General features: G+C 59.3%; 15 protein-coding genes. 9 read left to right on the forward strand and 6 right to left on the reverse strand.

Annotated elements, in window-relative coordinates:
- The first annotated feature begins 76 nt into the window (after positions 1-76).
- Positions 77-991, forward strand: a complete 915-nt coding sequence (mak, locus tag DR88_RS20825; protein ID WP_025861888.1) for a fructokinase — start codon at positions 77-79, stop codon at positions 989-991.
- A gap of 73 nt (positions 992-1064) precedes the next feature.
- Here the strand turns inward: mak and sbcC are convergent, their stop codons facing one another.
- The gene (gene sbcC / locus DR88_RS20820; protein WP_004147288.1) at positions 1065-4202 is read right to left on the reverse strand and encodes an exonuclease subunit SbcC; all 3138 of its coding nucleotides are present in this window, start codon (positions 4200-4202) and stop codon (positions 1065-1067) included.
- The gene (sbcD, locus tag DR88_RS20815) at positions 4199-5404 is read right to left on the reverse strand and encodes an exonuclease subunit SbcD (protein ID WP_004147290.1); all 1206 of its coding nucleotides are present in this window, start codon (positions 5402-5404) and stop codon (positions 4199-4201) included. The genes sbcC and sbcD overlap by 4 nt, the downstream gene beginning before the upstream one ends.
- Before the next feature lie 182 nt (positions 5405-5586).
- On the opposite strand from sbcD, the gene phoB reads away from it, so the two are divergent.
- The 5 genes from phoB (at position 5587) to malZ (ending at position 12755) form a co-directional block, all read left to right on the forward strand.
- Positions 5587-6276 (forward strand): phosphate response regulator transcription factor PhoB, encoded by a 690-nt coding sequence (phoB, locus tag DR88_RS20810; RefSeq protein WP_002890343.1) that lies wholly within the window; start codon positions 5587-5589, stop codon positions 6274-6276.
- Positions 6277-6297: 21 nt separating this feature from the next.
- Entirely contained in the window at positions 6298-7593 is a 1296-nt protein-coding gene (gene phoR, locus DR88_RS20805) for a phosphate regulon sensor histidine kinase PhoR (protein ID WP_002890344.1), read from the forward strand.
- Between the two features lie 413 nt (positions 7594-8006).
- A complete protein-coding gene (gene brnQ / locus DR88_RS20800; protein ID WP_004144627.1) occupies positions 8007-9326 on the forward strand; it encodes a branched-chain amino acid transporter carrier protein BrnQ in 1320 nt (439 codons plus the stop codon).
- A gap of 86 nt (positions 9327-9412) precedes the next feature.
- Positions 9413-10786: a proline-specific permease ProY gene (proY, locus tag DR88_RS20795; RefSeq protein ID WP_002890348.1), complete on the forward strand. Its 1374-nt coding sequence runs from the start codon at positions 9413-9415 to the stop codon at positions 10784-10786.
- Positions 10787-10937: 151 nt separating this feature from the next.
- On the forward strand, positions 10938-12755 hold the full coding sequence (malZ, locus tag DR88_RS20790; protein ID WP_004147293.1) for a maltodextrin glucosidase: 1818 nt from the start codon (positions 10938-10940) through the stop codon (positions 12753-12755).
- Here the strand turns inward: malZ and DR88_RS20785 are convergent.
- Positions 12752-13654, reverse strand: a complete 903-nt coding sequence (locus DR88_RS20785) for a LysR substrate-binding domain-containing protein (protein WP_025861966.1) — start codon at positions 13652-13654, stop codon at positions 12752-12754. The two genes, malZ and DR88_RS20785, sit on opposite strands and share 4 nt — an antisense overlap.
- A gap of 266 nt (positions 13655-13920) precedes the next feature.
- On the opposite strand from DR88_RS20785, the gene DR88_RS20780 reads away from it, so the two are divergent.
- From DR88_RS20780 to DR88_RS20770, 3 genes are all read left to right on the forward strand, one after another.
- Positions 13921-14562, forward strand: a complete 642-nt coding sequence (locus DR88_RS20780) for a hydrolase (RefSeq protein ID WP_002890357.1) — start codon at positions 13921-13923, stop codon at positions 14560-14562.
- Between the two features lie 186 nt (positions 14563-14748).
- The gene (locus DR88_RS20775; RefSeq protein WP_002890365.1) at positions 14749-15294 is read left to right on the forward strand and encodes an antibiotic biosynthesis monooxygenase; all 546 of its coding nucleotides are present in this window, start codon (positions 14749-14751) and stop codon (positions 15292-15294) included.
- 24 nt (positions 15295-15318) lie between these two features.
- On the forward strand, positions 15319-17187 hold the full coding sequence (locus tag DR88_RS20770; RefSeq protein ID WP_004183158.1) for an amidohydrolase: 1869 nt from the start codon (positions 15319-15321) through the stop codon (positions 17185-17187).
- Positions 17188-17245: 58 nt separating this feature from the next.
- Here DR88_RS20770 and fba read toward each other — a convergent pair whose 3' ends face one another.
- The 3 genes from fba to ulaA all read right to left on the reverse strand — a co-directional run bounded on the left by fba (position 17246) and on the right by ulaA (position 20555).
- On the reverse strand, positions 17246-18100 hold the full coding sequence (fba, locus tag DR88_RS20765) for a class II fructose-1,6-bisphosphate aldolase (RefSeq protein WP_004218830.1): 855 nt from the start codon (positions 18098-18100) through the stop codon (positions 17246-17248).
- A 35-nt stretch (positions 18101-18135) separates the two neighbouring features.
- On the reverse strand, positions 18136-19098 hold the full coding sequence (locus DR88_RS20760; protein ID WP_002890372.1) for a carbohydrate kinase family protein: 963 nt from the start codon (positions 19096-19098) through the stop codon (positions 18136-18138).
- Positions 19099-19163: 65 nt separating this feature from the next.
- Complete coding sequence (ulaA, locus tag DR88_RS20755; RefSeq protein WP_004147298.1) at positions 19164-20555, reverse strand: PTS ascorbate transporter subunit IIC; 1392 nt, start codon at positions 20553-20555, stop codon at positions 19164-19166.
- Positions 20556-20566: the final 11 nt, after the last annotated feature.

A 20566-nucleotide genomic window follows, 5' to 3' on the forward strand; every position in this document is an offset into this window, starting at 1 on the left:
TTTGTCGTTAAATCAGGCGGGCATGATAGCGAATTGTCGCTATGCTTGCATTGTTAATCGGGGTGAGGAGCTGAGCGTGCGTATTGGTATTGATTTAGGTGGAACAAAAACCGAAGTGATAGCCCTGAGCGACCAGGGAGAGCAGCTGTTTCGCCACCGGTTACCCACGCCGCGGGAGGACTACCGGCAAACCATCGAGACCATCGCCACTCTGGTGGCGATGGCCGAGCAGGCGACCGGACAGCAGGGTACCGTGGGGATGGGCATTCCTGGCTCAATTTCGCCTTATACCGGGGTGGTGAAAAACGCCAACTCGACCTGGCTCAACGGCCAGCCCTTTGATAAGGACCTCAGCCTGCGCCTTGAGCGGGAAGTCCGGCTGGCTAACGATGCCAACTGTCTGGCGGTGTCGGAAGCGGTGGACGGCGCGGCGGCGGGGGCGCAAACGGTATTCGCGGTGATTATCGGCACCGGCTGCGGCGCCGGGGTGGCGCTCAACGGGCGGGCGCATATCGGCGGCAATGGTAACGCTGGCGAATGGGGACATAACCCATTGCCGTGGATGAACGACGATGAGCTACGCTACCGTGCGGAAGTCCCTTGCTACTGCGGCAAACAGGGGTGTATCGAAACCTTTATCTCCGGCACCGGTTTCGCCACCGACTATCAGCGGCTGAGCGGCCGAGGGTTAACCGGCAGCGAGATTATGCGCCTGGTGGGAGAAGGTGACGAAAAGGCTGAACTGGCGCTGAGCCGCTATGAACAGCGGCTGGCGAAATCGCTGGCCCACGTGGTGAATATCCTCGACCCGGACGTTATCGTGCTGGGCGGCGGGATGAGCAACGTCGAACGGCTGTATCAGACGGTGCCGGACCTGGTGAAGCAGTGGGTCTTCGGCGGCGAGTGTGAAACGCCGATCCGCAAAGCGATGCACGGCGACTCCAGCGGGGTACGCGGCGCGGCCTGGCTGTGGCCGCTCCAGGGGACCTGAACCGCTTCCCCGCCCCCTAACCCTCTCCCTCGGGAGAGGGTTAGGGGGCGGGGACATCGCCATAATTCAGACCTCACTCCACCGCAAACGCTTTGTCCAGCCGGCTATAGCCCAGGCCGTTAATCTTCTTCACTTTGATCTGCACCGGAATGCGGTCTTTCATCGCCTCCACGTGGCTGATCACCCCGATAATCTTACCGCTGGCGTTAAGGGCATCCAGGGCGTCCAAGGCCGTGTCCAGCGTTTCGCTGTCGAGGGTGCCGAAGCCTTCATCAAGAAACAGGGAGTCAATCCGCGTCTTATGGCTCACCAGGTCTGACAGCGCCAGGGCCAGCGCCAGGCTGACGAGGAAACTTTCGCCGCCGGAGAGGGTGCGGGTGTCGCGCACGGCGTCGGCCTGCCAGGTATCGACAACCTCCAGCTCCAGCGCCTCGCTGGCCTTGCGCTGTAGCAGATAGCGGCCATGCAGGCGGTTGAGCTGCTGGTTTGCCAGCCAGACCAGATTATCCAGCGTCAGCCCCTGGGCGAATTTGCGGAACCGGTCGCCGGTGCTGGAGCCGATCAGCGAATTGAGATAGCCCCAGTCGTCCGCCAGCTGCGCCGCCTCTGCAATCTGCTGCCCCAGCGCCTGCTGCTGTTGACGGCTCTCTGCGTCCTGCCTGAGCTGCTGGCGGATCTCACCCTGGCGGGTAGTGTTATCCCGCAGCCGCTGGGCCAGGGCGTGCAGCTGGGTTTGCAGGGTGGGGACGTCAGCGTCCACCCCTTGCGGACGCAGCGCCAGGTGCGCCTCATGTTGCCGGGTCGCCTGCTCGCAGAGCGCGGCCGCCTGCTGAAGCTGCTGCTCCAGCGTCTGTTTTAACTGCGTCAGCCGCTGGGCGGTCTCGTCATCCAGCAGCGCGGCGAGGAACGCCTCCCGATCGCTAAAGCGGCTGGCGGCCAGGGCGGAGGTGAATTGCGCCTGCGACTGGTCCAGACGCGCCTTTTCCTGGGTTTCCTGCTGCTGCTGGGCGACAAGCTGGCTGTGCAGCGACAGGCATTCCTCGTGGATTTCGCGCCAGTTGTCCGGGATGGCCGACTCAGCTTCAACCTCTGTCTCGTCGCTGGTCGGCAGCGTCTCCAGCAGTGGCCGCAGAGCAGCGATTTGCTGCTGAATGGCATCATGTTGGGTCTGTTGCGCCTGCCACTGGGCAAATTCGCTTTCGCGAGCGTGCAGCCAGGCGGCTTCTGTCCCTTCTGCCGGCAGGCTCAGGGCCAGGGCCTGCAGGGCGCTCTCCAGTCCCTGGCGCGTGGCCGCCAGCTGCTGCTCGGCCTGGCGCTCCAGCGCCTGCTGATCGTTAAGCTGACTCTGCAACATCAGGCGCTGGCTGAGCTGATAGAGCTGCTGCTCGTAGCGCTCCTGCTCCTGCATCCAGTCGTTTATCTCTTGCGCAATATCCCGCGTGATGTGCAGAGAGGCGCAGGTCTCCTGCCACGCTTTAGTAAGCGCTTGCTCTTCCTCTGCGAGCCGCCCGGCCGCTTCGGTGTCACGCTGAAGCTGTTGCGTCAGGGCCTTGACCTGCCCGAGGATCAGCAGGCCTTCTTCTTTCAGCGCGGCGACCTCCTTTTCCAGCGCATCGCGGCGGCGCTGATTATCCGTGAGCGTCAACGAGGCGTATTGTTCAATCGCCGGGTGTTCACAAGCGCCGCACAGCGGACAGGGCTTACCCGCCTCGAGCCGGTCGCGGTAGCTTTCCAGGTCTTTAATCGTTTCTTCCCGTTGGCAGAGCGCCTTCAGGTCGAGATAGTGCTGGTTTTTGTCTTTATATTGTTCCCGGCGCAGCGTCAGGGTAGCGTTAAGTTTTACCTGCTCCGCTTGCGCCTGCTGGACGCTCTCGGCGTTCTGGCGCAGACGCTTGCGCAGCAGCTGATGCTGTTCATGCAGGGAGAGCAGGCGCTGGCGCAGCGGCCGCGATTGGGTTTGCTGTTCTATCGCTGCGGCAACGTCATCCGCGCTCAGGGTGAGAGGGCTGGCTGGCAGCGTGGCCAGCTTCTGGCGTAGCGCGGCCAGGCGGGTGCTCTGAGCCGTTAGCTGTTGTTTATCCCGCGTCAGTTGCGAGAATTGCGCTCGCCAGCCGGCGATCTCCTGACCCCATAAGCGGAAACGCTCATGGGCGGCCAGCCACTGCGCCAGATCGGCCAGTTCAGCCTGACGCTGCTGCTGAGCGCGCAAGGCGCCCTGGCGGATGCGCGCGCGCAGCGCCGTGCTGGCAAGTAAGCGAGCATTTACTTCACTGATCCGCTGCCGGGTTTGCGCCAGGCCTGCCGTCTGCTCCTGCTGGCGCTCCCACAGGGGACGCAGTTGGGCGGCGGGCTGGGCCAGCTCAAGCTTCGCCAGCGCCGGGGCGGCGTCCGCCAGCGCCTGGCGGGCCTGCTGCTGCCGGGTGGCGGCCTGCTGCTGCTGCTGCGCCAGCTCGTCGAGGCGGGTCAGCCACTGGAGCTGCTGCTGCTGGCTCTGCTGCTGGGCCAGCAGGGCTTTTTCTTCGTCAGTAAGTACCTGCAAACTTTCCTGCAGCGCTTGCTGCTGGGCCTCCGTCAACAGGACGATGCCCGCCGCCTGGGCTTCGAACTTCTCCAGCGCATGGCGAGCGGCTTTGTGCTGTTCGTAGACCATGGCAGAAATCTGGCCGTAGATTTCCGTGCCGGTCAGCTCCTCCAGCAGCTCCGCGCGATCGCTCGGCTTCGCGTTCAGGAAGGCGGCAAATTGCCCCTGGGAAAGCAGCATCGAGCGGGTGAAGCGGCCATAGTCGAGGCCGGTAAGCGTCGCGGTTTGCTCCAGCTTGTCCGAGACTTTATCGGCGAGGATTTTGCCGTCAGCGCAGCGCGCCAGCTCGACGCGGGGCGCCTGCAGATTGCCATCCGGCTGGTTACGGGCCCGGTTCTGGCTCCAGAAAGCGCGGTAGGCGATGCCTTTTACTTCAAACTCGACTTCCGCCAGACACTCGGCGGTATCGCGGGTCATCAGGTCGTTTTGCGACTGGGAGACTTTATTCAGGCGCGGCGTCTCATGATAGAGCGCCAGGCAAATGGCATCGAGCAGCGTGGTTTTCCCGGCCCCGGTGGCGCCGGTAATGGCGAACAGGCCATTGCTGGCGAACGGCTCGGCGGTAAAGTCTATCTTCCATTCCCCTTTCAGGGAGTTGAGGTTTTTCAGACGCAGACTGAGGATTTTCATGCGTTTTCGTCCTCCGCGGTGAGCGTATGCACCGTATGGGCGAACAGCTCATGCAGCCGGGCGCGCTTCATATCGTCAATTTCGGTCAGCGCCAGCCGGCGCTCGAATACCTCCTCCACCTTCAGTTCACTGAGCGTCTCCCGCTGGGCGTTGAGCAGTATTTTCTCGCGCTGCTCGCGGCTGCGGCGCACCAGCAGCACTTCCACCGGCAGATCCTCCGTCAGCGCCTGAATATGACGCTGAATATCGTGCAGATAGTCCTCGGTGGTGATTTCGATATCCAGCCACACCGGCGGGTCCTGCTCGACGCCGCGCCACTGCTCCAGCTGGGCGGTGATGGCGGCCAGATCGCCTTTGATTACCGCCAGAGGCTGGGTCACGGGCACCTCCAGGGTTTCCACGGCGCTAAGTCGCCCCTCGCTAAAGCTCACCAGATGCACCGATTTCGCTTTGCCGGTTTCATCGAAGCTCAGCGGCAGCGGCGAGCCGCTGTAGCGGATATGCTCGCAGCCGCCGACCATCTGCGCCCGGTGAATATGGCCCAGCGCAATGTAGTCGGCAGGGGGGAAGTGTTGCGCCGGAAAGGCATCCAGTGTGCCGATGTAAATGTCGCGGACGGCATCGCTTTTGCTGGCGCCGACGGTGGTCAGATGGCCGCTGGCAATGATGGGCAGCGGCCGATCGCCGCGCAGCGCGCAGGCCTGCTGATACTGCTCCTGATAATAGCCGCTGATGGCGTGCAGCAGCTGCTGCTGTTTTTCCCGACCGGAGTGACCGGCCTGGCTGGTCACCAGCTCGCGCGGGCGTAAAAACGGCACCGGACAGAAGATGGCGCCCGGCGTGCCGTCGCGCAGCGGCAGCTCAATCGGCGCGTAGCCGGCGTTCGCCACCACGGTGGTGTGTAAGAAGGCGAGGATATCGCGGGATTCATTGAGCATCGCCACCGAGTCGTGGTTGCCCGCCAGCACCACCAGGCGACAGCCGGTCTGCTGCAACTGGACGACGAAACGGTTATACAGTTCGCGGGCGTAGCTCGGCGGCGAGCCGGTATCAAAAATATCGCCAGCCACGATAATGGCGTCGACTTCATGCTCCTGCGCGCGGTCCAGTAGCCAGGTAAGAAAAGCGTCGTGTTCGGCCGCGCGGCTTTTGCTGTAAAAATTCTGGCCCAGGTGCCAGTCGGAGGTGTGAAGGAGGCGCATAAATCTTCCCTAGCGAAAAAAGCATGGGCGGCAGTATACCACTTGTTAGTGAGGGGTAAGTCCGCGTCGTGCTTCAAAATACCCGATCATCAGACGGTCATTTTTTTCATAAATCTGTCACAAAAGTGACGCATAATGACGCCGCACTTCTATACTGATGGCTAAAAAACACAGGGTAAATAATGGCGAGAAGAATTCTGGTCGTTGAAGATGAAGCTCCAATCCGCGAAATGGTCTGCTTTGTTCTGGAGCAAAATGGCTTTCAGCCTGTCGAAGCGGAAGATTATGACAGCGCGGTGAATCAACTCAATGAACCCTGGCCTGATTTGATTCTCCTGGACTGGATGCTGCCGGGCGGTTCGGGGCTGCAGTTTATTAAACTGCTCAAGCGCGAGGCGATGACGCGGGATATTCCGGTAGTGATGCTGACCGCGCGTGGAGAAGAAGAGGATCGCGTTCGCGGCCTGGAGACCGGCGCGGATGACTACATCACCAAGCCTTTCTCTCCGAAAGAGCTGGTGGCGCGAATCAAAGCGGTGATGCGCCGTATTTCACCGATGGCGGTGGAAGAGGTGATCGAAATGCAGGGGCTGAGCCTCGACCCTTCATCGCACCGGGTAATGACCGGCGACAGTCCGCTGGATATGGGACCGACGGAATTTAAATTATTGCACTTCTTTATGACCCATCCGGAGCGGGTGTACAGCCGCGAACAGCTGCTGAACCACGTCTGGGGGACCAACGTTTATGTGGAAGACCGCACGGTGGACGTCCATATTCGCCGCCTGCGCAAAGCGCTGGAACACAGTGGCCATGATCGTATGGTGCAAACGGTTCGCGGCACGGGGTATCGTTTCTCCGCCCGTTTCTGAATTTTGACAGGAGTGTGACCCGTGCTGGAACGGCTGTCATGGAAAAGGCTGGCGCTGGAGCTCTTTTTAGCGTGTATTCCGGCCCTGATTCTGGGGGCGTTTGTGGGTCATCTGCCGTGGTTTTTACTGGCGGCAGTGACCGGTTTGCTGATCTGGCATTTCTGGAATTTGATGCGCCTGTCGTGGTGGCTGTGGGTGGACCGGAGCATGACTCCTCCGCCTGGCCGCGGCAGTTGGGAGCCGCTGCTGTATGGTCTGCACCAGATGCAGATGCGTAATAAAAAGCGTCGGCGCGAGCTGGGAAGCCTGATTAAACGCTTTCGCAGCGGGGCGGAATCGCTGCCGGATGCGGTCGTCCTGACCACGGAAGAGGGGGCTATTTTCTGGTGTAATGGCCTGGCTCAGCAGATTCTAAACCTGCGCTGGCCGGACGACAGTGGCCAAAACATTCTTAACCTTCTGCGCTATCCCGAGTTCGCCAACTATCTGAAACAGCGCGATTTTTCAAAGCCGCTCAATCTGGTGCTGAATAACGCCCGTCATCTGGAAATTCGCGTGATGCCCTACAGCGACAAGCAGTGGCTGATGGTGGCGCGCGACGTGACGCAGATGCATCAGCTGGAAGGGGCGCGGCGGAACTTTTTCGCCAACGTCAGCCATGAGTTGCGCACCCCACTGACGGTGCTGCAGGGCTATCTGGAGATGATGCAGGAGCAGGTGCTGGAGGGGGCGACCCGAGAAAAAGCCCTGCACACCATGCGGGAGCAAACTCAGCGTATGGAAGGTCTGGTGAAGCAGCTGCTGACGCTGTCGCGTATTGAAGCCGCGCCGGCGCTGGCGATGAATGATCGCATCGACGTGCCGATGATGCTGCGGGTGGTGGAGCGCGAGGCGCAAACTCTCAGCCAGGAGAAACAGACGCTGATCTTCACCGTCGATGAGCAGCTCAAGGTGCTGGGTAATGAGGAGCAACTGCGCAGCGCCATCTCCAACCTGGTCTATAACGCGGTGAACCACACCCCGCCGGGGACCGAAATTCGCGTCAGCTGGCAGCGGACCCCGCAGGGAGCGCTGTTCAGCGTCGAGGATAACGGGCCAGGCATTGCGCCAGAGCATATTCCCCGTCTGACCGAGCGTTTTTATCGGGTGGATAAAGCCCGTTCCCGGCAAACGGGGGGCAGTGGCCTGGGACTGGCGATCGTCAAACACGCGGTTAACCATCATGACAGCCGGCTGGAAATCGACAGCACGGTGGGCAAGGGAACCCGCTTTAGCTTCCTGCTCCCGGAACGATTAATTGCCAAAAATGACGCCTGATCGACGCGCTGTCAGTTTATCTTGCCAATGACCAGCTTCAGTTGGTCATTTTCATTGGCAGTCGTTTTTTCTCGCCTATTTAATGAGCGTGCGCTGCTTTTTTGTTCGCATGATAAGCCACGGGTTTTCTATCAATATGGTAAATGATTCTGGTGTGAAAGACATAACCAGCATAATCATCTGCTTTTGCGATCGTGCCTTGCTTTAAAACGTTATAAGCGTTTAAATTGCGCCTGCGCAGTCGATGACAGACTGCTTTTGCGTGGTAATACCAAAAACAATTCTTTCCCACGCCGCTTCGGGAGCATATCTCGCTGAGTTTACCGGCAATGGCCGCTGTATCGTCCCTGAGAGGGGAGCGCGGTATTTTTCCATTTTTTTACAACACCACATCCACAGGCAGTAATGAATTTATGACCCATCAGTTAAAATCTCGCGACATCATAGCGTTGGGCTTTATGACCTTCGCGTTGTTCGTTGGCGCAGGCAACATTATTTTCCCTCCGATGGTTGGCTTACAGGCGGGCGAGCACGTCTGGACGGCGGCGATCGGCTTCCTGATCACTGCGGTGGGTCTGCCGGTGCTGACGGTGGTGGCGCTGGCGAAAGTCGGCGGCGGCGTTGAAAGCCTGAGCACCCCGATTGGAAAAGTGGCCGGTATCCTGCTGGCGGTGGTGTGCTATCTCGCGGTAGGACCGCTGTTCGCGACGCCGCGTACCGCGACCGTCTCCTTTGAAGTCGGTATTGCCCCGCTGACCGGCGACGGCCCGCTGCCGCTGCTGATCTACAGCGTTATTTACTTCGCGCTGGTGATTCTGGTCTCCCTCTATCCGGGCAAACTGCTGGACACCGTGGGCAATTTCCTTGCGCCGCTGAAAATTATCGCCCTGATTGTGCTGGCGGTCGCCGCCATCATCTGGCCAGCGGGCCCGATCAGCGACGCGCTGGAAGCGTATCGTACGGCGCCATTCTCCAATGGCTTCGTCAACGGCTACCTGACCATGGATACCCTCGGCGCGATGGTGTTCGGCATCGTGATTGTTAATGCCGCTCGCTCACGCGGCGTCAGCGAAGCGCGTCTGTTGACCCGTTATACCGTCTGGGCTGGCCTGATGGCGGGCGTCGGCCTGACCCTGCTGTATCTGGCGCTGTTCCGTCTGGGCTCTGACAGCGCTACTCTCGTGGATCAGTCCGCCAACGGCGCGGCGATCCTCCATGCCTACGTGCAGCACACCTTCGGCGGGGCGGGCAGTTTCCTGCTGGCGGCGCTGATCTTCATCGCTTGCCTGGTGACGGCGGTGGGCCTGACCTGCGCCTGCGCTGAGTTCTTTGCCCAGTATCTGCCGTTCTCCTATCGCACGCTGGTCTTTGTTCTCGGCCTGTTCTCCATGGCGGTCTCCAATTTGGGCCTTAGCCATCTGATCCAGGTATCGATTCCGGTGCTGACCGCTATCTATCCGCCGTGTATCGCACTGGTTGTATTAAGCTTTACCCGCAGTTGGTGGCATAATTCGTCCCGCGTTATCGCGCCGGCCATGTTTATCAGCCTGATGTTTGGTATCATTGACGGGATTAAGTCATCGGCATTTGCCGCGATTCTGCCGGACTGGACCGCGCGTCTGCCGCTGGCGGAGCAGGGCCTGGCCTGGCTGATGCCCACCGCCGTGATGACCATTCTCGCGGTGATCTGGGATCGCGCAGCCGGACGTCAGGTGACTTCCAGCGCGCATTAACCGGCGGTGAGGACAAGCGTTTAACCACGGGACTTCGGGTTCCGTGGTTTTTTATTTTTTGTGTTAAACGGCATTGAAAAACCACGATGGAAAGTAGTAACAAGCTTAAGCGCGGGCTAAGCACCCGGCACATTCGCTTTATGGCCCTGGGTTCCGCCATCGGCACCGGGCTTTTTTACGGCTCGGCCGACGCCATTAAAATGGCCGGACCCAGCGTACTGTTGGCCTACATTATCGGCGGCGTCGCGGCATATATCATTATGCGGGCGCTCGGTGAGATGTCGGTGCATAACCCTGCCGCCAGCTCATTCTCCCGCTATGCCCAGGAAAACCTCGGCGGACTGGCGGGCTATATCACCGGCTGGACCTACTGCTTTGAAATCCTGATCGTCGCCATCGCCGACGTTACCGCCTTCGGCATCTACATGGGCGTCTGGTTCCCGACGGTGCCGCACTGGATCTGGGTGCTCAGCGTGGTGCTGATCATCTGCGCCGTCAACCTGATGAGCGTCAAGGTGTTTGGCGAGCTGGAGTTCTGGTTCTCGTTCTTCAAAGTGGCCACCATTATCATCATGATCCTCGCCGGGTTCGGCATCATTATCTGGGGGATCGGCAACGGCGGCCAGCCGACGGGGATTCATAACCTGTGGAGCAACGGCGGCTTCTTCAGCAACGGCTGGCTGGGAATGGTGATGTCGCTGCAGATGGTGATGTTCGCTTACGGCGGCATCGAAATCATCGGCATTACCGCCGGTGAGGCGAAGGACCCGGAGAAATCCATTCCGCGCGCCATCAACTCGGTGCCGATGCGCATTCTGGTGTTCTACGTCGGCACGCTGTTCGTCATTATGTCCATCTACCCGTGGAATCAGGTGGGAACCGACGGCAGCCCCTTCGTCCTGACCTTCCAGCATCTGGGCATTACCTTCGCGGCCAGTATTCTTAACTTCGTGGTCCTGACGGCTTCGCTGTCGGCGATTAACTCCGACGTGTTCGGCGTGGGCCGTATGCTGCACGGCATGGCTGAGCAGGGCAGCGCGCCGAAGGTGTTCGCTAAAACGTCGCGTCGCGGTATTCCGTGGGTGACGGTGATGGTGATGACCATTGCGCTGCTGTTTGCGGTATACCTAAATTACATCATGCCGGAGAACGTTTTCCTGGTGATCGCCTCCCTGGCCACCTTCGCCACGGTGTGGGTGTGGATTATGATCCTGCTGTCACAGATAGCCTTCCGCCGCCGTCTGTCGCCCGAAGAGGTTAAGGCGCTGAAATTCAAAGTCCCTGGCGGGGTGGTGACCACGGTGATCGGCCTGCTGTTCCTGGCCTTTATTATCGCCCTTATCGGCTATCATCCGGACACCCGCATCTCGCTGTACGTCGGTATGGCGTGGATTGCGCTGTTGCTGCTCGGCTGGGTCTTTAAGACCCGCCGTGAGCGCCGCCTGGCGCAGGCTCAGTAATCGACATCGCCCCGGTCAGCATCGCGCGGCCGGGGCGGCTTGCGGTCCCGCGTCCTCCCCCGTTATCCTCCCCCAAAAAGTTCTGAGATGATGAGTTCTGCGCCCGGCGGCTATGGCAAGGTGTGCCCATTCTGCACAATGAGGATTCACGATGTTGAAGGCATGGCACCTTCCGGTTGCACCCTTTATCAAGGTGCAACAGGACCGACTGTTTATTACTCTGTGGTTAAGCGGTGAGTCGCTGCCGCAGCGGATCACGCTGCGCGCGGAAGAGGATAACGAAGAGCTGTCGCTGCCGATGCAGCGGCTCCGCCAGGCGCCGCAGCCAGGCGTGGTGGCATGGCGCGGCGAAATCTCTCTCGCCAGCGGCCAGCCGCGCCGCCGCTACAGCTTTAAGCTGCTGTGGGCCGACCATCAGCGCTGGTTTACGCCACAAGGCTTCACCCGATTCCCGCCGGCCCGACTGGAGCAGTTCGCCATTGACCTGCCGGACGCCGGCCCGCAGTGGGTGGCCGATCAGGTGTTCTATCAAATTTTCCCCGATCGCTTTGCCCGCAGCGCCGCGCGTGACGCCGACCAGGATGCGGTCTATTACCATCACGCGGCGGGACGGGAGATTGTGCGCAAGGCGTGGGACGACCCGCTTACCGGCGAGGCGGGCGGGTCGACGTTCTACGGCGGGGATCTCGACGGCATCAGCGAAAAACTTCCCTACCTGAAGCAGCTCGGCGTAACCGCTCTGTATCTGAACCCGGTTTTCGCCGCCCCCAGCGTGCATAAATACGATACCGAGGATTATCGGCGCGTCGATCCGCAGTTTGGCGGCGACGCGGCGCTGCTCCGGCTGCGCCACAACACCCAGCGGGCGGGAATGCGCATGATCCTCGACGGCGTGTTCAACCATACCGGCGATTCCCATCCCTGGTTCGATCGTCACCAGCAGGGCAGCGGCGGCGCCGGCCACGATCCGGACTCCCCGTGGCGCGACTGGTTTACCTTCTCAGAGGAGGGGCAGGCGCACAACTGGCTGGGCTATGCCAGTCTGCCGAAGCTCGACTATCGGTCGACCAGCCTGGTCAACGAGATCTATGCCGGTGAAGACAGTATCGTACGCCACTGGCTGAAGGCGCCATGGAGCATGGACGGCTGGCGTCTGGACGTGGTGCATATGTTGGGCGAAGGCGGCGGGGCGCGGAATAACCTGCAGCATATCGCCGGCATTACCCAGGCAGCGAAGCAAGCGCAGCCGGAAGCTTTTGTCTTTGGCGAACATTTTGGCGACGCGCGCCAGTGGCTGCAGGCGGATGCCGAAGACGCGGCGATGAACTATCGTGGCTTCACCTTCCCGATCTGGGGATTCCTCGCCAATACCGATATCTCTTACGATCCGCAGAAAATAGACGCCCAGACCTGTATGGCGTGGATGGATAATTATCGCGCCGGGCTGTCGCATCAGCAGCAGCTGCGGATGTTCAACCAGCTCGACAGCCATGATACGGCGCGTTTTAAATCTCTTCTTGGCAAAGACGTAGCGCGCCTGCCGCTGGCGGTGGTGTGGCTGTTCAGCTGGCCGGGGGTACCGTGCATCTACTATGGCGACGAGGTGGGCGTGGATGGCAATAACGATCCGTTCTGCCGCAAACCGTTCCCGTGGGATCCGGCGCTGCAGGATACCCAGCTGCTGGCGCTGTATCAGCGGATGGCGAAACTGCGTAAGGCCCACCAGGCGCTGCGCTACGGCGGCTGTCAGGTGATTTACGCCGAGGATAACGTGGTGGTGTTTGTCCGCGTCTACAAACAGCAGCGGGTGCTGGTGGCGATTAACCGCGGGGAAGCCTGCGAGGTGGTTATCGAAGATTCCCCGCTGCTGAACGTGGCCGGGTGGACGCTGCAGGAGGGCGCCGGCGCCTTCCAGGACGGGGTGCTGACCCTCCCGGCCATCTCCGCCAACGTCTGGTCCGGCCGTTAATGGTAGAGCTGGCTCAGCAGGTCGCCGCGGAGGAGCGCCTCCCGCCACCAGCGCTGAGCCAGCCCATCATTCCCGCTGCGCCAGGCCATATAGGTAATATCCTTTTCCCGCCAGCAGGCGACGCTTTTCTCCACCAGACTGCCTTTTACCAGCCACGGGCGAGCGATATGGCGCGGCAGAAAGCCGCAGCCCAGCCCGGCGCACAGCAGTTCGACTTTACTGGCGAAATCATCGACGCCGATTTGCGGCTGCTCGTCGAGGAGATTGCTGTTGAGCGGATGGCAATAGCGGGCGCTGTCGCGGATCACGATGGCTCGATGCTGGCTGAGCTGTTTATTGGCCAGTGGCTCCTTCGCCTGAGCCAGCGGGTGATGGGGGGCGACGACGAAGATGTTATCCAACGTGCCGAGGGTTTGCCATGACCACTCCGCGGAGGTGGGCGGCTCATTGATGGCGCCGAGGATAATATCCGCCCCATGATGGGTCAGCTCTTCCCACGAACCGGCGAGGGTGTGATGGCTGAAGTTCAGTCGCGTCTGTGGGTTTTGCGCGTAAAACTCGGCGATCAGCGGCAGCAGGGCCGAAAAGGGAAATGAGGCGTCAAGGGCGATGGCTAGCTCTCGCTCCCAGCCCGCGCTCAGCTGCTGGGCCTGCTTTTCCAGATCTCTGGCGGCACTTAAAAGCTGTCGCCCCTTCTCCAGCATCAGCCGGCCGGTATCGGTAAATTTTGCCCGATGGCCGGAACGATCCAACAGCACGATGTTCAGATCGCTCTCCAGCTTCTGGATCATATAGCTCAGAGCGGCAGGGGTTTTATACAGCGACTCCGCGGCGGTGGCGAAGGATCCGTGGCGGTCAAGGGCATCAAGGATCATCAAAACATCAAAGTTTACGCGCATATGAAGCTATCCATTAATTTGTTTTCTCTGTTGTACCTAAGCGCAATAATCAAAGCCAGTGAATAAATCAGAACAGTTTGGCGTAAAAATTTGATTAAAACAGGCGTGAATAAATCCTGGTCGCGGCAAAAAATATAAACCATAAAAAATCCTTAATAACTTGTTAGAAATAACTGGCTATACTCACCATGCTTTATCAGTCAGGATCTACACGACGCATTAACCATCATGTCATCTTTTTAACTAATTGATTAAGAAGGTATTTAATGTCTATTCGTGAACTGCTCGATCCCACTAATTCCGCGCTTATATTTATTGACCATCAGCCGCAAATGTCCTTTGGCGTGGCGAATATCGATCGCCAGACCCTGAAAAATAACACCGTGGCGCTGGCGAAAGCGGGCAAAATTTTTAATGTACCGGTGATTTATACCTCCGTAGAGACCAAAAGCTTTAGCGGCTATATCTGGCCGGAATTATTGGCCGTGCATCCTGACGTCAAGCCGATTGAACGTACCTCCATGAACTCCTGGGAAGACGATGCGTTTGTGGCAGCGGTGAAAGCGACCGGCCGTAAAAAGCTGGTGATCTCCGCTCTGTGGACCGAAGTCTGCCTGACTTTCCCGGCGTTGATGGCGCTGGAGGCGGGCTACGAGGTCTATGTGGTGACGGATACCTCCGGCGGCACCTCTGTCGACGCCCATGAGCGGTCTATTGACCGGATGGTGCAGGCGGGGGCGGTGCCGGTGACCTGGCAGCAGGTGCTGCTGGAGTACCAGCGCGACTGGTCGCGCAAAGCGACCTACGATGCGGTAATGGACCTGGTGCGCGAACACAGCGGCGCCTACGGGATGGGCGTGGATTACGCTTATACCATGGTGCATGGCGCGCCGGAGCGTAAAGCGTAAATCACTCCATCCTTCAGGCTGCTGCGTTGTTGGCTGCGTTTGTCCGTCCCCAGCTACTGAATTTATTCAAGTTCACGGGGACGTGCCCGCCTGCCGCTTCAACGCAGCATGAAGGATGTTGTGTCAGATCATTTATGGAGAGTGGCAGGAGAAAACCGGCCATTTCCCTGAAGCAAGGAACTCGTCATGGCGCAGCAAAAATCGGTGACCCTGGTTATCAGCCATCTGCTCGATCCGCAACACAGCCAGCGCTACGAAGAGTGGCTCGGTAAAATTATGCCCATTGCGGCAGAATTTCCCGGCCATCTTGGGGCGAATGTGATCCGGCCCGCCGCAGGGCAGAATCTGTGGAGCGTCATAATCCGCTTCGATACCCTGGAGCACCTCTACGCCTGGACGCAGTCGGAAACCCGTCGGCAACTGGTGGCTGAGATTGCCCCACTGCTGACGGAAGGCGATCGGACTGAGGTGCGGACTGAACCGGCCTTCTGGTTTACCCCGCCGACGGTGAACGTACGCCAGCCGCGGCGCTGGAAACAGTTTCTGATCACCCTGCTGGTGATTTTCCCCAGCACCAACCTGGTGCCTGCGGTGACCGGCATGCTGCTGCCGTCGCTTAAGGGGAGCCTGCTGCTGCACCTCATCAATGATGCCTGCGTGGTTGCGCTGGTGGTCTGGTTCTGGATGCCCATCGTGACCCGCCTGTTTGCTGGCTGGTTGAAGAAAAACTGAGTCAGCCTCCTCAAGGAGTGCGTTATGTCGCAAACTGCCACACTGATTCTGACCCACGGTCAGATTCATACCCTCGATCGTGCGAATCCCCTGGCGGAAGCCGTGGCCATCGCCGACGGAAAAATTGTTGCCACCGGAAGTCACGATCGGATCATGAGCTTTGCCGCCGAGGGGACGCAAACCGTCGATCTCAAAGGGCATACGGTGATCCCGGGCCTCAACGATTCTCACCTGCACCTGATCCGCGGTGGGTTGAACTACAACCTTGAGCTCCGCTGGGAGGGCGTCCCCTCGCTGGCGGATGCCCTGCGAATGCTGAAGGATCAGGCGGATCGCACGCCGTCCCCGCAGTGGGTGCGGGTGGTCGGCGGCTGGAGCGAATTTCAATTCGCCGAGCGGCGGATGCCGACCCTGGAAGAGCTGAACGAGGCGGCGCCTGATACGCCGGTGTTTGTGCTCCATCTCTATGATCGCGCGCTGTTGAACCGTGCGGCGCTGAAAGCCGTGGGGTATAGCAAAGAGACGCCGGATCCGGCGGGCGGCGAGATCGTCCGCGATAGCCACGGCAACCCGACCGGGATGCTGATCGCTAAACCGAACGCCATGATCCTTTACGCTACGCTGGCCAAGGGGCCGAAGCTGCCGCTGGATCTGCAGCTGAACTCCACCCGTCAATTTATGCGCGAGCTGAACCGACTGGGGCTGACCAGCGCCATCGACGCCGGCGGCGGCTTCCAGAACTATCCGGAAGATTACGAAATTATCGAACAGCTGCACGCGAAAGATCAGATGACCGTGCGCATCGCCTACAACCTGTTTACTCAGCGGCCGAAGCAGGAGCTGGAGGATTTTGAACGCTGGACCGACATGCTGAAGCCGGGGCAGGGGACTGACTTCTATCGCGCCAACGGCGCCGGCGAGATGCTGGTATTTTCGGCGGCGGATTTTGAAGATTTCCTGCAGCCGCGGCCGGATCTGCCGCAAGGCATGGAGGATGAGCTGGAGCGGGTGGTACGCCATCTGGTGGAGCATCGCTGGCCGTTCCGCCTGCATGCCACCTACGATGAGTCCATCAGCCGGATGCTGGACGTGTTTGAGAAGGTGAACCGCGATATCCCGTTTAATGGCCTGCACTGGTTCTTCGATCATGCCGAGACCATTACCGAGCGTAACATTGAGCGGGTGAAGGCGCTGGGGGGCGGTATTGCGGTGCAGCATCGGATGGCCTTCCAGGGCGAATATTTTGTCGATCGCTACGGCAAAGAGGCGGTGAAACATACCCCGCCGGTAGCAAAGATGCTGGCGCTGGACGTGCCGGTGGGGCTGGGCACCGATGCGACCCGCGTCGCCAGCTATAACCCATGGACCGCGCTGTACTGGCTGGTCTCCGGGCGCACCGTTGGCGGGATGGCGATGTATGACGACGCCAACCGCCTGCCGCGCGATGTCGCGCTGGAGCTGTGGACGGCGGGCAGCGCCTGGTTCTCCAGCGAGCAGGGCAAGAAAGGCCGTCTGGCCGCCGGTCAGCTTGCCGATCTGGTGGTGCTGTCGAAAGACTACTTCAGCGTCGCGGAAGAGGAGATCAAAGGCATTGAGTCGGTGCTGACGGTGGTTGACGGCAAAGTGGTGTACGCCGCCGGTCACTTCTCGCCGCTGGCGCCGCCGCCGATCCCGGTGCTGCCGGAGTGGTCGCCGGTGGTGAAGGTCCCGGGCCATTACCGTTCCGCTCCGCCGGCGACGGCTAAAATCGGCGCCATGGTGCAGATGCACCAGTGCTGCGGTAGCTGTGGCGTCCACGGCCATCAGCATGATATTGCGCGTAAGTCGTCGATTCCGGTCTCTGACGAGCAGGCCTTCTGGGGCGTGCTGGGCTGCTCCTGCTTTGCCTTTTGATACCTGACGCCACCGCCCCGGCAGCGTCGGGGCGGTGGTTTCAGCCGCAGGCCCGGCGTCAATAGCGCTGCTCTGAGCCAAAGAGCGCCATGCGGCGGGCAATCATCTCGCGTACCGGCTGCAGTCCCTGGGCGATGACTTTCCGCGGATCGTTCACATCGTGCCCGGTGTCGGCGGCGAAAATTGCTTTCACCTGTTGGCACCAGGCGTACATATTTTCGGTATTAACGTTAATCTTGGCGGTGCCGCAGGCAATCGCCCGGCGCATATCCTCATCGGCAATACCGGTGCCGCCATGCAGCACCAGCGGAACCTTCACCTGCTCGGCAATGGCTTTCATCTCGGTAAATCCCAGCCGGGCTTTACCTTTATACAGACCATGGGTGGAGCCCAGCGCGGCGGCGAGGCAATCCACCTGGGTTTCTGTCACCAGGGTGTAGCACTCCTGCGGATCGGCGTAGATGACTTCGGAATTGACAATGCCGTCTTCACTGCCGGCGATGGTCCCCAGTTCGGCCTCCACAGAGATACCTTTGCTGTGGGCCAGCGTCACCAGGTGGCGGGTAATGGCCAGGTTTTCCCTGAACGGCAGATGCGAGCCATCGAACATAATGGAACTGAAGCCGGCGGCGATCGCCGCTTCGCAGGCCTCCCGGGAGGTGCCATGATCCAGATGCAGCGCCACCGGAACATCAATATGCAAATACTCCATGGCGTTAACCACGATGTCATGAATACATTTTAACCCGAGCATATGCTTAACCGTGCCGCCGGACACCCCCAAAATAACCGGTGAGCGGCACTGCTGGGCGGTGCTTAATACGGCGCCGACCCATTCCAGATTATTAATGTTGAACTGACCGACGGCGTAGCCGTCCCGCAGGGCATGCTGAAGCATGTCCTTCATCGACACTAACATATTCACCTCTTGATATTTATTAAATGCAGTTATTCTTCAAAATATTGCGTTAAGTTTCTCTCGTAGCTATTTAACGAGTGGTGGACGACCGCCAGGTCAGGCATCGATTCCCGAACCCCTTTTTTCTCAATAGAAATGGCGGCGGTCAGGCTGGCAAATAAAATAATGTTATCGATATGCCATGAGTAATGGACGCCATAGGTGAAGGCGCCGTGAAATACATCCCCGGCGCCGGTGGTATCAACGGCATTGCACAGCCAGGACGGGACGATCTGCAGCATACCGCTTTTTAAAAAAGCGCAGCCTTTTTCGCCAAGGGTAATAAATGCTTCACCGCGGCAAATTTTATTCAACTCAATCAGGGCCGCTTTAATTTCTGCTTCGGTGCTCAGCGAGCGATAGCTCATATAATCGCGGGCGAAATGTTCGCTCACTACAAAATAGTCAGTCCAGGCCGCCAGTTTAATATTGCTGGCGCGCAGTGACCCGCCGTCCATCACGACCCTGGCGTTGGGCAGTTTCTTAATTAAATATTCACTGATTTCCGCCTCATGGCCGTCAATTAAAATGGTGACCGGCTCCTCGCTGGCAATCAGTCGCTCGGCGAGGTCGTCCAGTTTGAGCTTTTGCTCGTAGGTCAGGGAAGGCGGCGTTTGCATCTTGCGGGTAATAATCGTCCGCGAACCCGTTAAGCGATTGACCAGCACCGAGGCCAGCGGGGTGATCATGTCATCGGAGAAAACCACCTGGCTGGTATCCACCCCCGCCTCGGCAAACTCATCGATAATGCGCTGACCGTAAAGGTCCTGCTGCAGATGACCAATGTAATAAACCTCCTCGCCCCATAATCCCAGCAGCCAGGCCGCATTGGCCGCCGGACCGCCGCCGCTTTCAATAAAATCATGACAAAAGTTTTTGGTATTCTCCTGGGGCCATTCATTGAGAAAGAAAAACTGATCGAAACAAGCAAATCCAATGGACAAAATAGCCATAACCACTCCTGATTATTTGTCAGCGGCGGAAAGCGTGGCCCTCCCGCCGGGAAAAATGACCTCGCTTATTCATTTTTCTGCCTCGCCGTCAGCTCCTCATAGCTGAGCGTGTTGCCCACCACCTGGACGTGACGGAAGCAGAAAGGCGCCAGCAGCGCGACGAGCAGCGCCAGACAAATCAGATAGATAGTGATCTGACCAAACTGGGTGAACGCATTCCCGATAATGATGCCCCATACCGCGAAGTCGAAATCGGCGAAGGTGCTGTTTTCAAACCCGAGGTTGCCGAGCGCCGGCAGCAGCATCGCCGGCAGGAAGGCGAGGAAGATCCCGCCGATAAAGGAGGCGATGATACATCCGCGCTTACCGCCCAGTTTGTCGGCGAAGACGCCGGACGTGCCGCCGCAGAAGAAGTGCGGCACCATGCCGGGAATAATCAGCGCCATGCCCAGCCCGCCGAGCAAGAGCATCCCGATAAGCCCGCCCACAAAGGAGCTGATGAATCCCACTACCACCGCGGTGGGGCTAAAGGTGAAGAACACCGCGCAGTCAACGGCCGGGATGGAGTCCGGGATCAGCTTCTGGCTGATGCCCTGGAACGCCGGCACCAGATCGCCGAGGATCAGCCGCACGCCGTTATAGACAATGGCTACGCCAACGGCGAACTGCAGACCGGTCAGCACCGAGAAGATCAGCATGTTTTGGTCGGTGATGGTGCTCAGGTACGCCGACCCGGCGACAGCGCTGCAGACAAAGTAGATAACAAACATCACGATACCGGTGGTGACCGTGGTATCGCGCAGAAAGCCCCACTTTTCTGAAATTTCGGTATCGGCGAAGGAATTTGCCGGATTGCCGGTCCGGCTGGCGATCCATGCCGAGAGGTAGTAGCCGAGAGAGCCGAAATGGCCCATGGCGATCCCGCCGTCTTCGGTTACCTGCCTGGTGTAACGCTGACCGATGGCCGGGGAGATGGCCGACCATGAGCCCAACAGGAATCCACCGATCAGGATCAACATCCAGCCCTGGAACTCCGCCGCCTGCAGAACGGCGGAGAACAGGCAGGCGAGAAAGAACGAATGATGGCCGGTCAGAAAGATATATTTATACTTGGTACAGCGGGCGATAATCAGATTGAAAATAAAGCCTAACAGTAAAATACTCATGGTTTCCACGCCCAGCATTTTCTGGGCGACGGAGACAATGGCTTCATTGTTCGGAATAACGCCGCGGATATTAAATCCGGCCTCGATAATACCGCCCAGCGGATTGAGATTGGCAACGATAACGCCTGCCCCAGCGCTCAACATCAAATAGCCTAAAATCGGCTTTAATGTGCCGGTAAGCAGTTTGTTACCGGGGGAGCGCAGCGCCACTAAACCAACAAAGGCGATAAGCCCCATTAAAAAGGCGGGTTGACTGAATATTTCCGTTAAGAAACTAAGAATAGCCTGCATGGTCGTTCCCT

The sequence above is a fragment of the Klebsiella pneumoniae genome, from assembly GCF_000742135.1.
Taxonomy (GTDB): Bacteria; Pseudomonadota; Gammaproteobacteria; order Enterobacterales; family Enterobacteriaceae; genus Klebsiella; species Klebsiella pneumoniae.

Coding starts and splice junctions, on each gene's coding strand:
- sbcC (WP_004147288.1), bottom strand. CDS start 4,202: ATGAAAATCCTCAGTCTGCGTCTGAAAAACCTCAACTCCCTGAAAGGG.
- sbcD (WP_004147290.1), bottom strand. CDS start 5,404: ATGCGCCTCCTTCACACCTCCGACTGGCACCTGGGCCAGAATTTTTAC.
- phoB (WP_002890343.1), top strand. CDS start 5,587: ATGGCGAGAAGAATTCTGGTCGTTGAAGATGAAGCTCCAATCCGCGAA.
- brnQ (WP_004144627.1), top strand. CDS start 8,007: ATGACCCATCAGTTAAAATCTCGCGACATCATAGCGTTGGGCTTTATG.
- proY (WP_002890348.1), top strand. CDS start 9,413: ATGGAAAGTAGTAACAAGCTTAAGCGCGGGCTAAGCACCCGGCACATT.
- malZ (WP_004147293.1), top strand. CDS start 10,938: ATGTTGAAGGCATGGCACCTTCCGGTTGCACCCTTTATCAAGGTGCAA.
- DR88_RS20785 (WP_025861966.1), bottom strand. CDS start 13,654: ATGCGCGTAAACTTTGATGTTTTGATGATCCTTGATGCCCTTGACCGC.
- DR88_RS20780 (WP_002890357.1), top strand. CDS start 13,921: ATGTCTATTCGTGAACTGCTCGATCCCACTAATTCCGCGCTTATATTT.
- DR88_RS20775 (WP_002890365.1), top strand. CDS start 14,749: ATGGCGCAGCAAAAATCGGTGACCCTGGTTATCAGCCATCTGCTCGAT.
- DR88_RS20770 (WP_004183158.1), top strand. CDS start 15,319: ATGTCGCAAACTGCCACACTGATTCTGACCCACGGTCAGATTCATACC.
- DR88_RS20760 (WP_002890372.1), bottom strand. CDS start 19,098: ATGGCTATTTTGTCCATTGGATTTGCTTGTTTCGATCAGTTTTTCTTT.
- ulaA (WP_004147298.1), bottom strand. CDS start 20,555: ATGCAGGCTATTCTTAGTTTCTTAACGGAAATATTCAGTCAACCCGCC.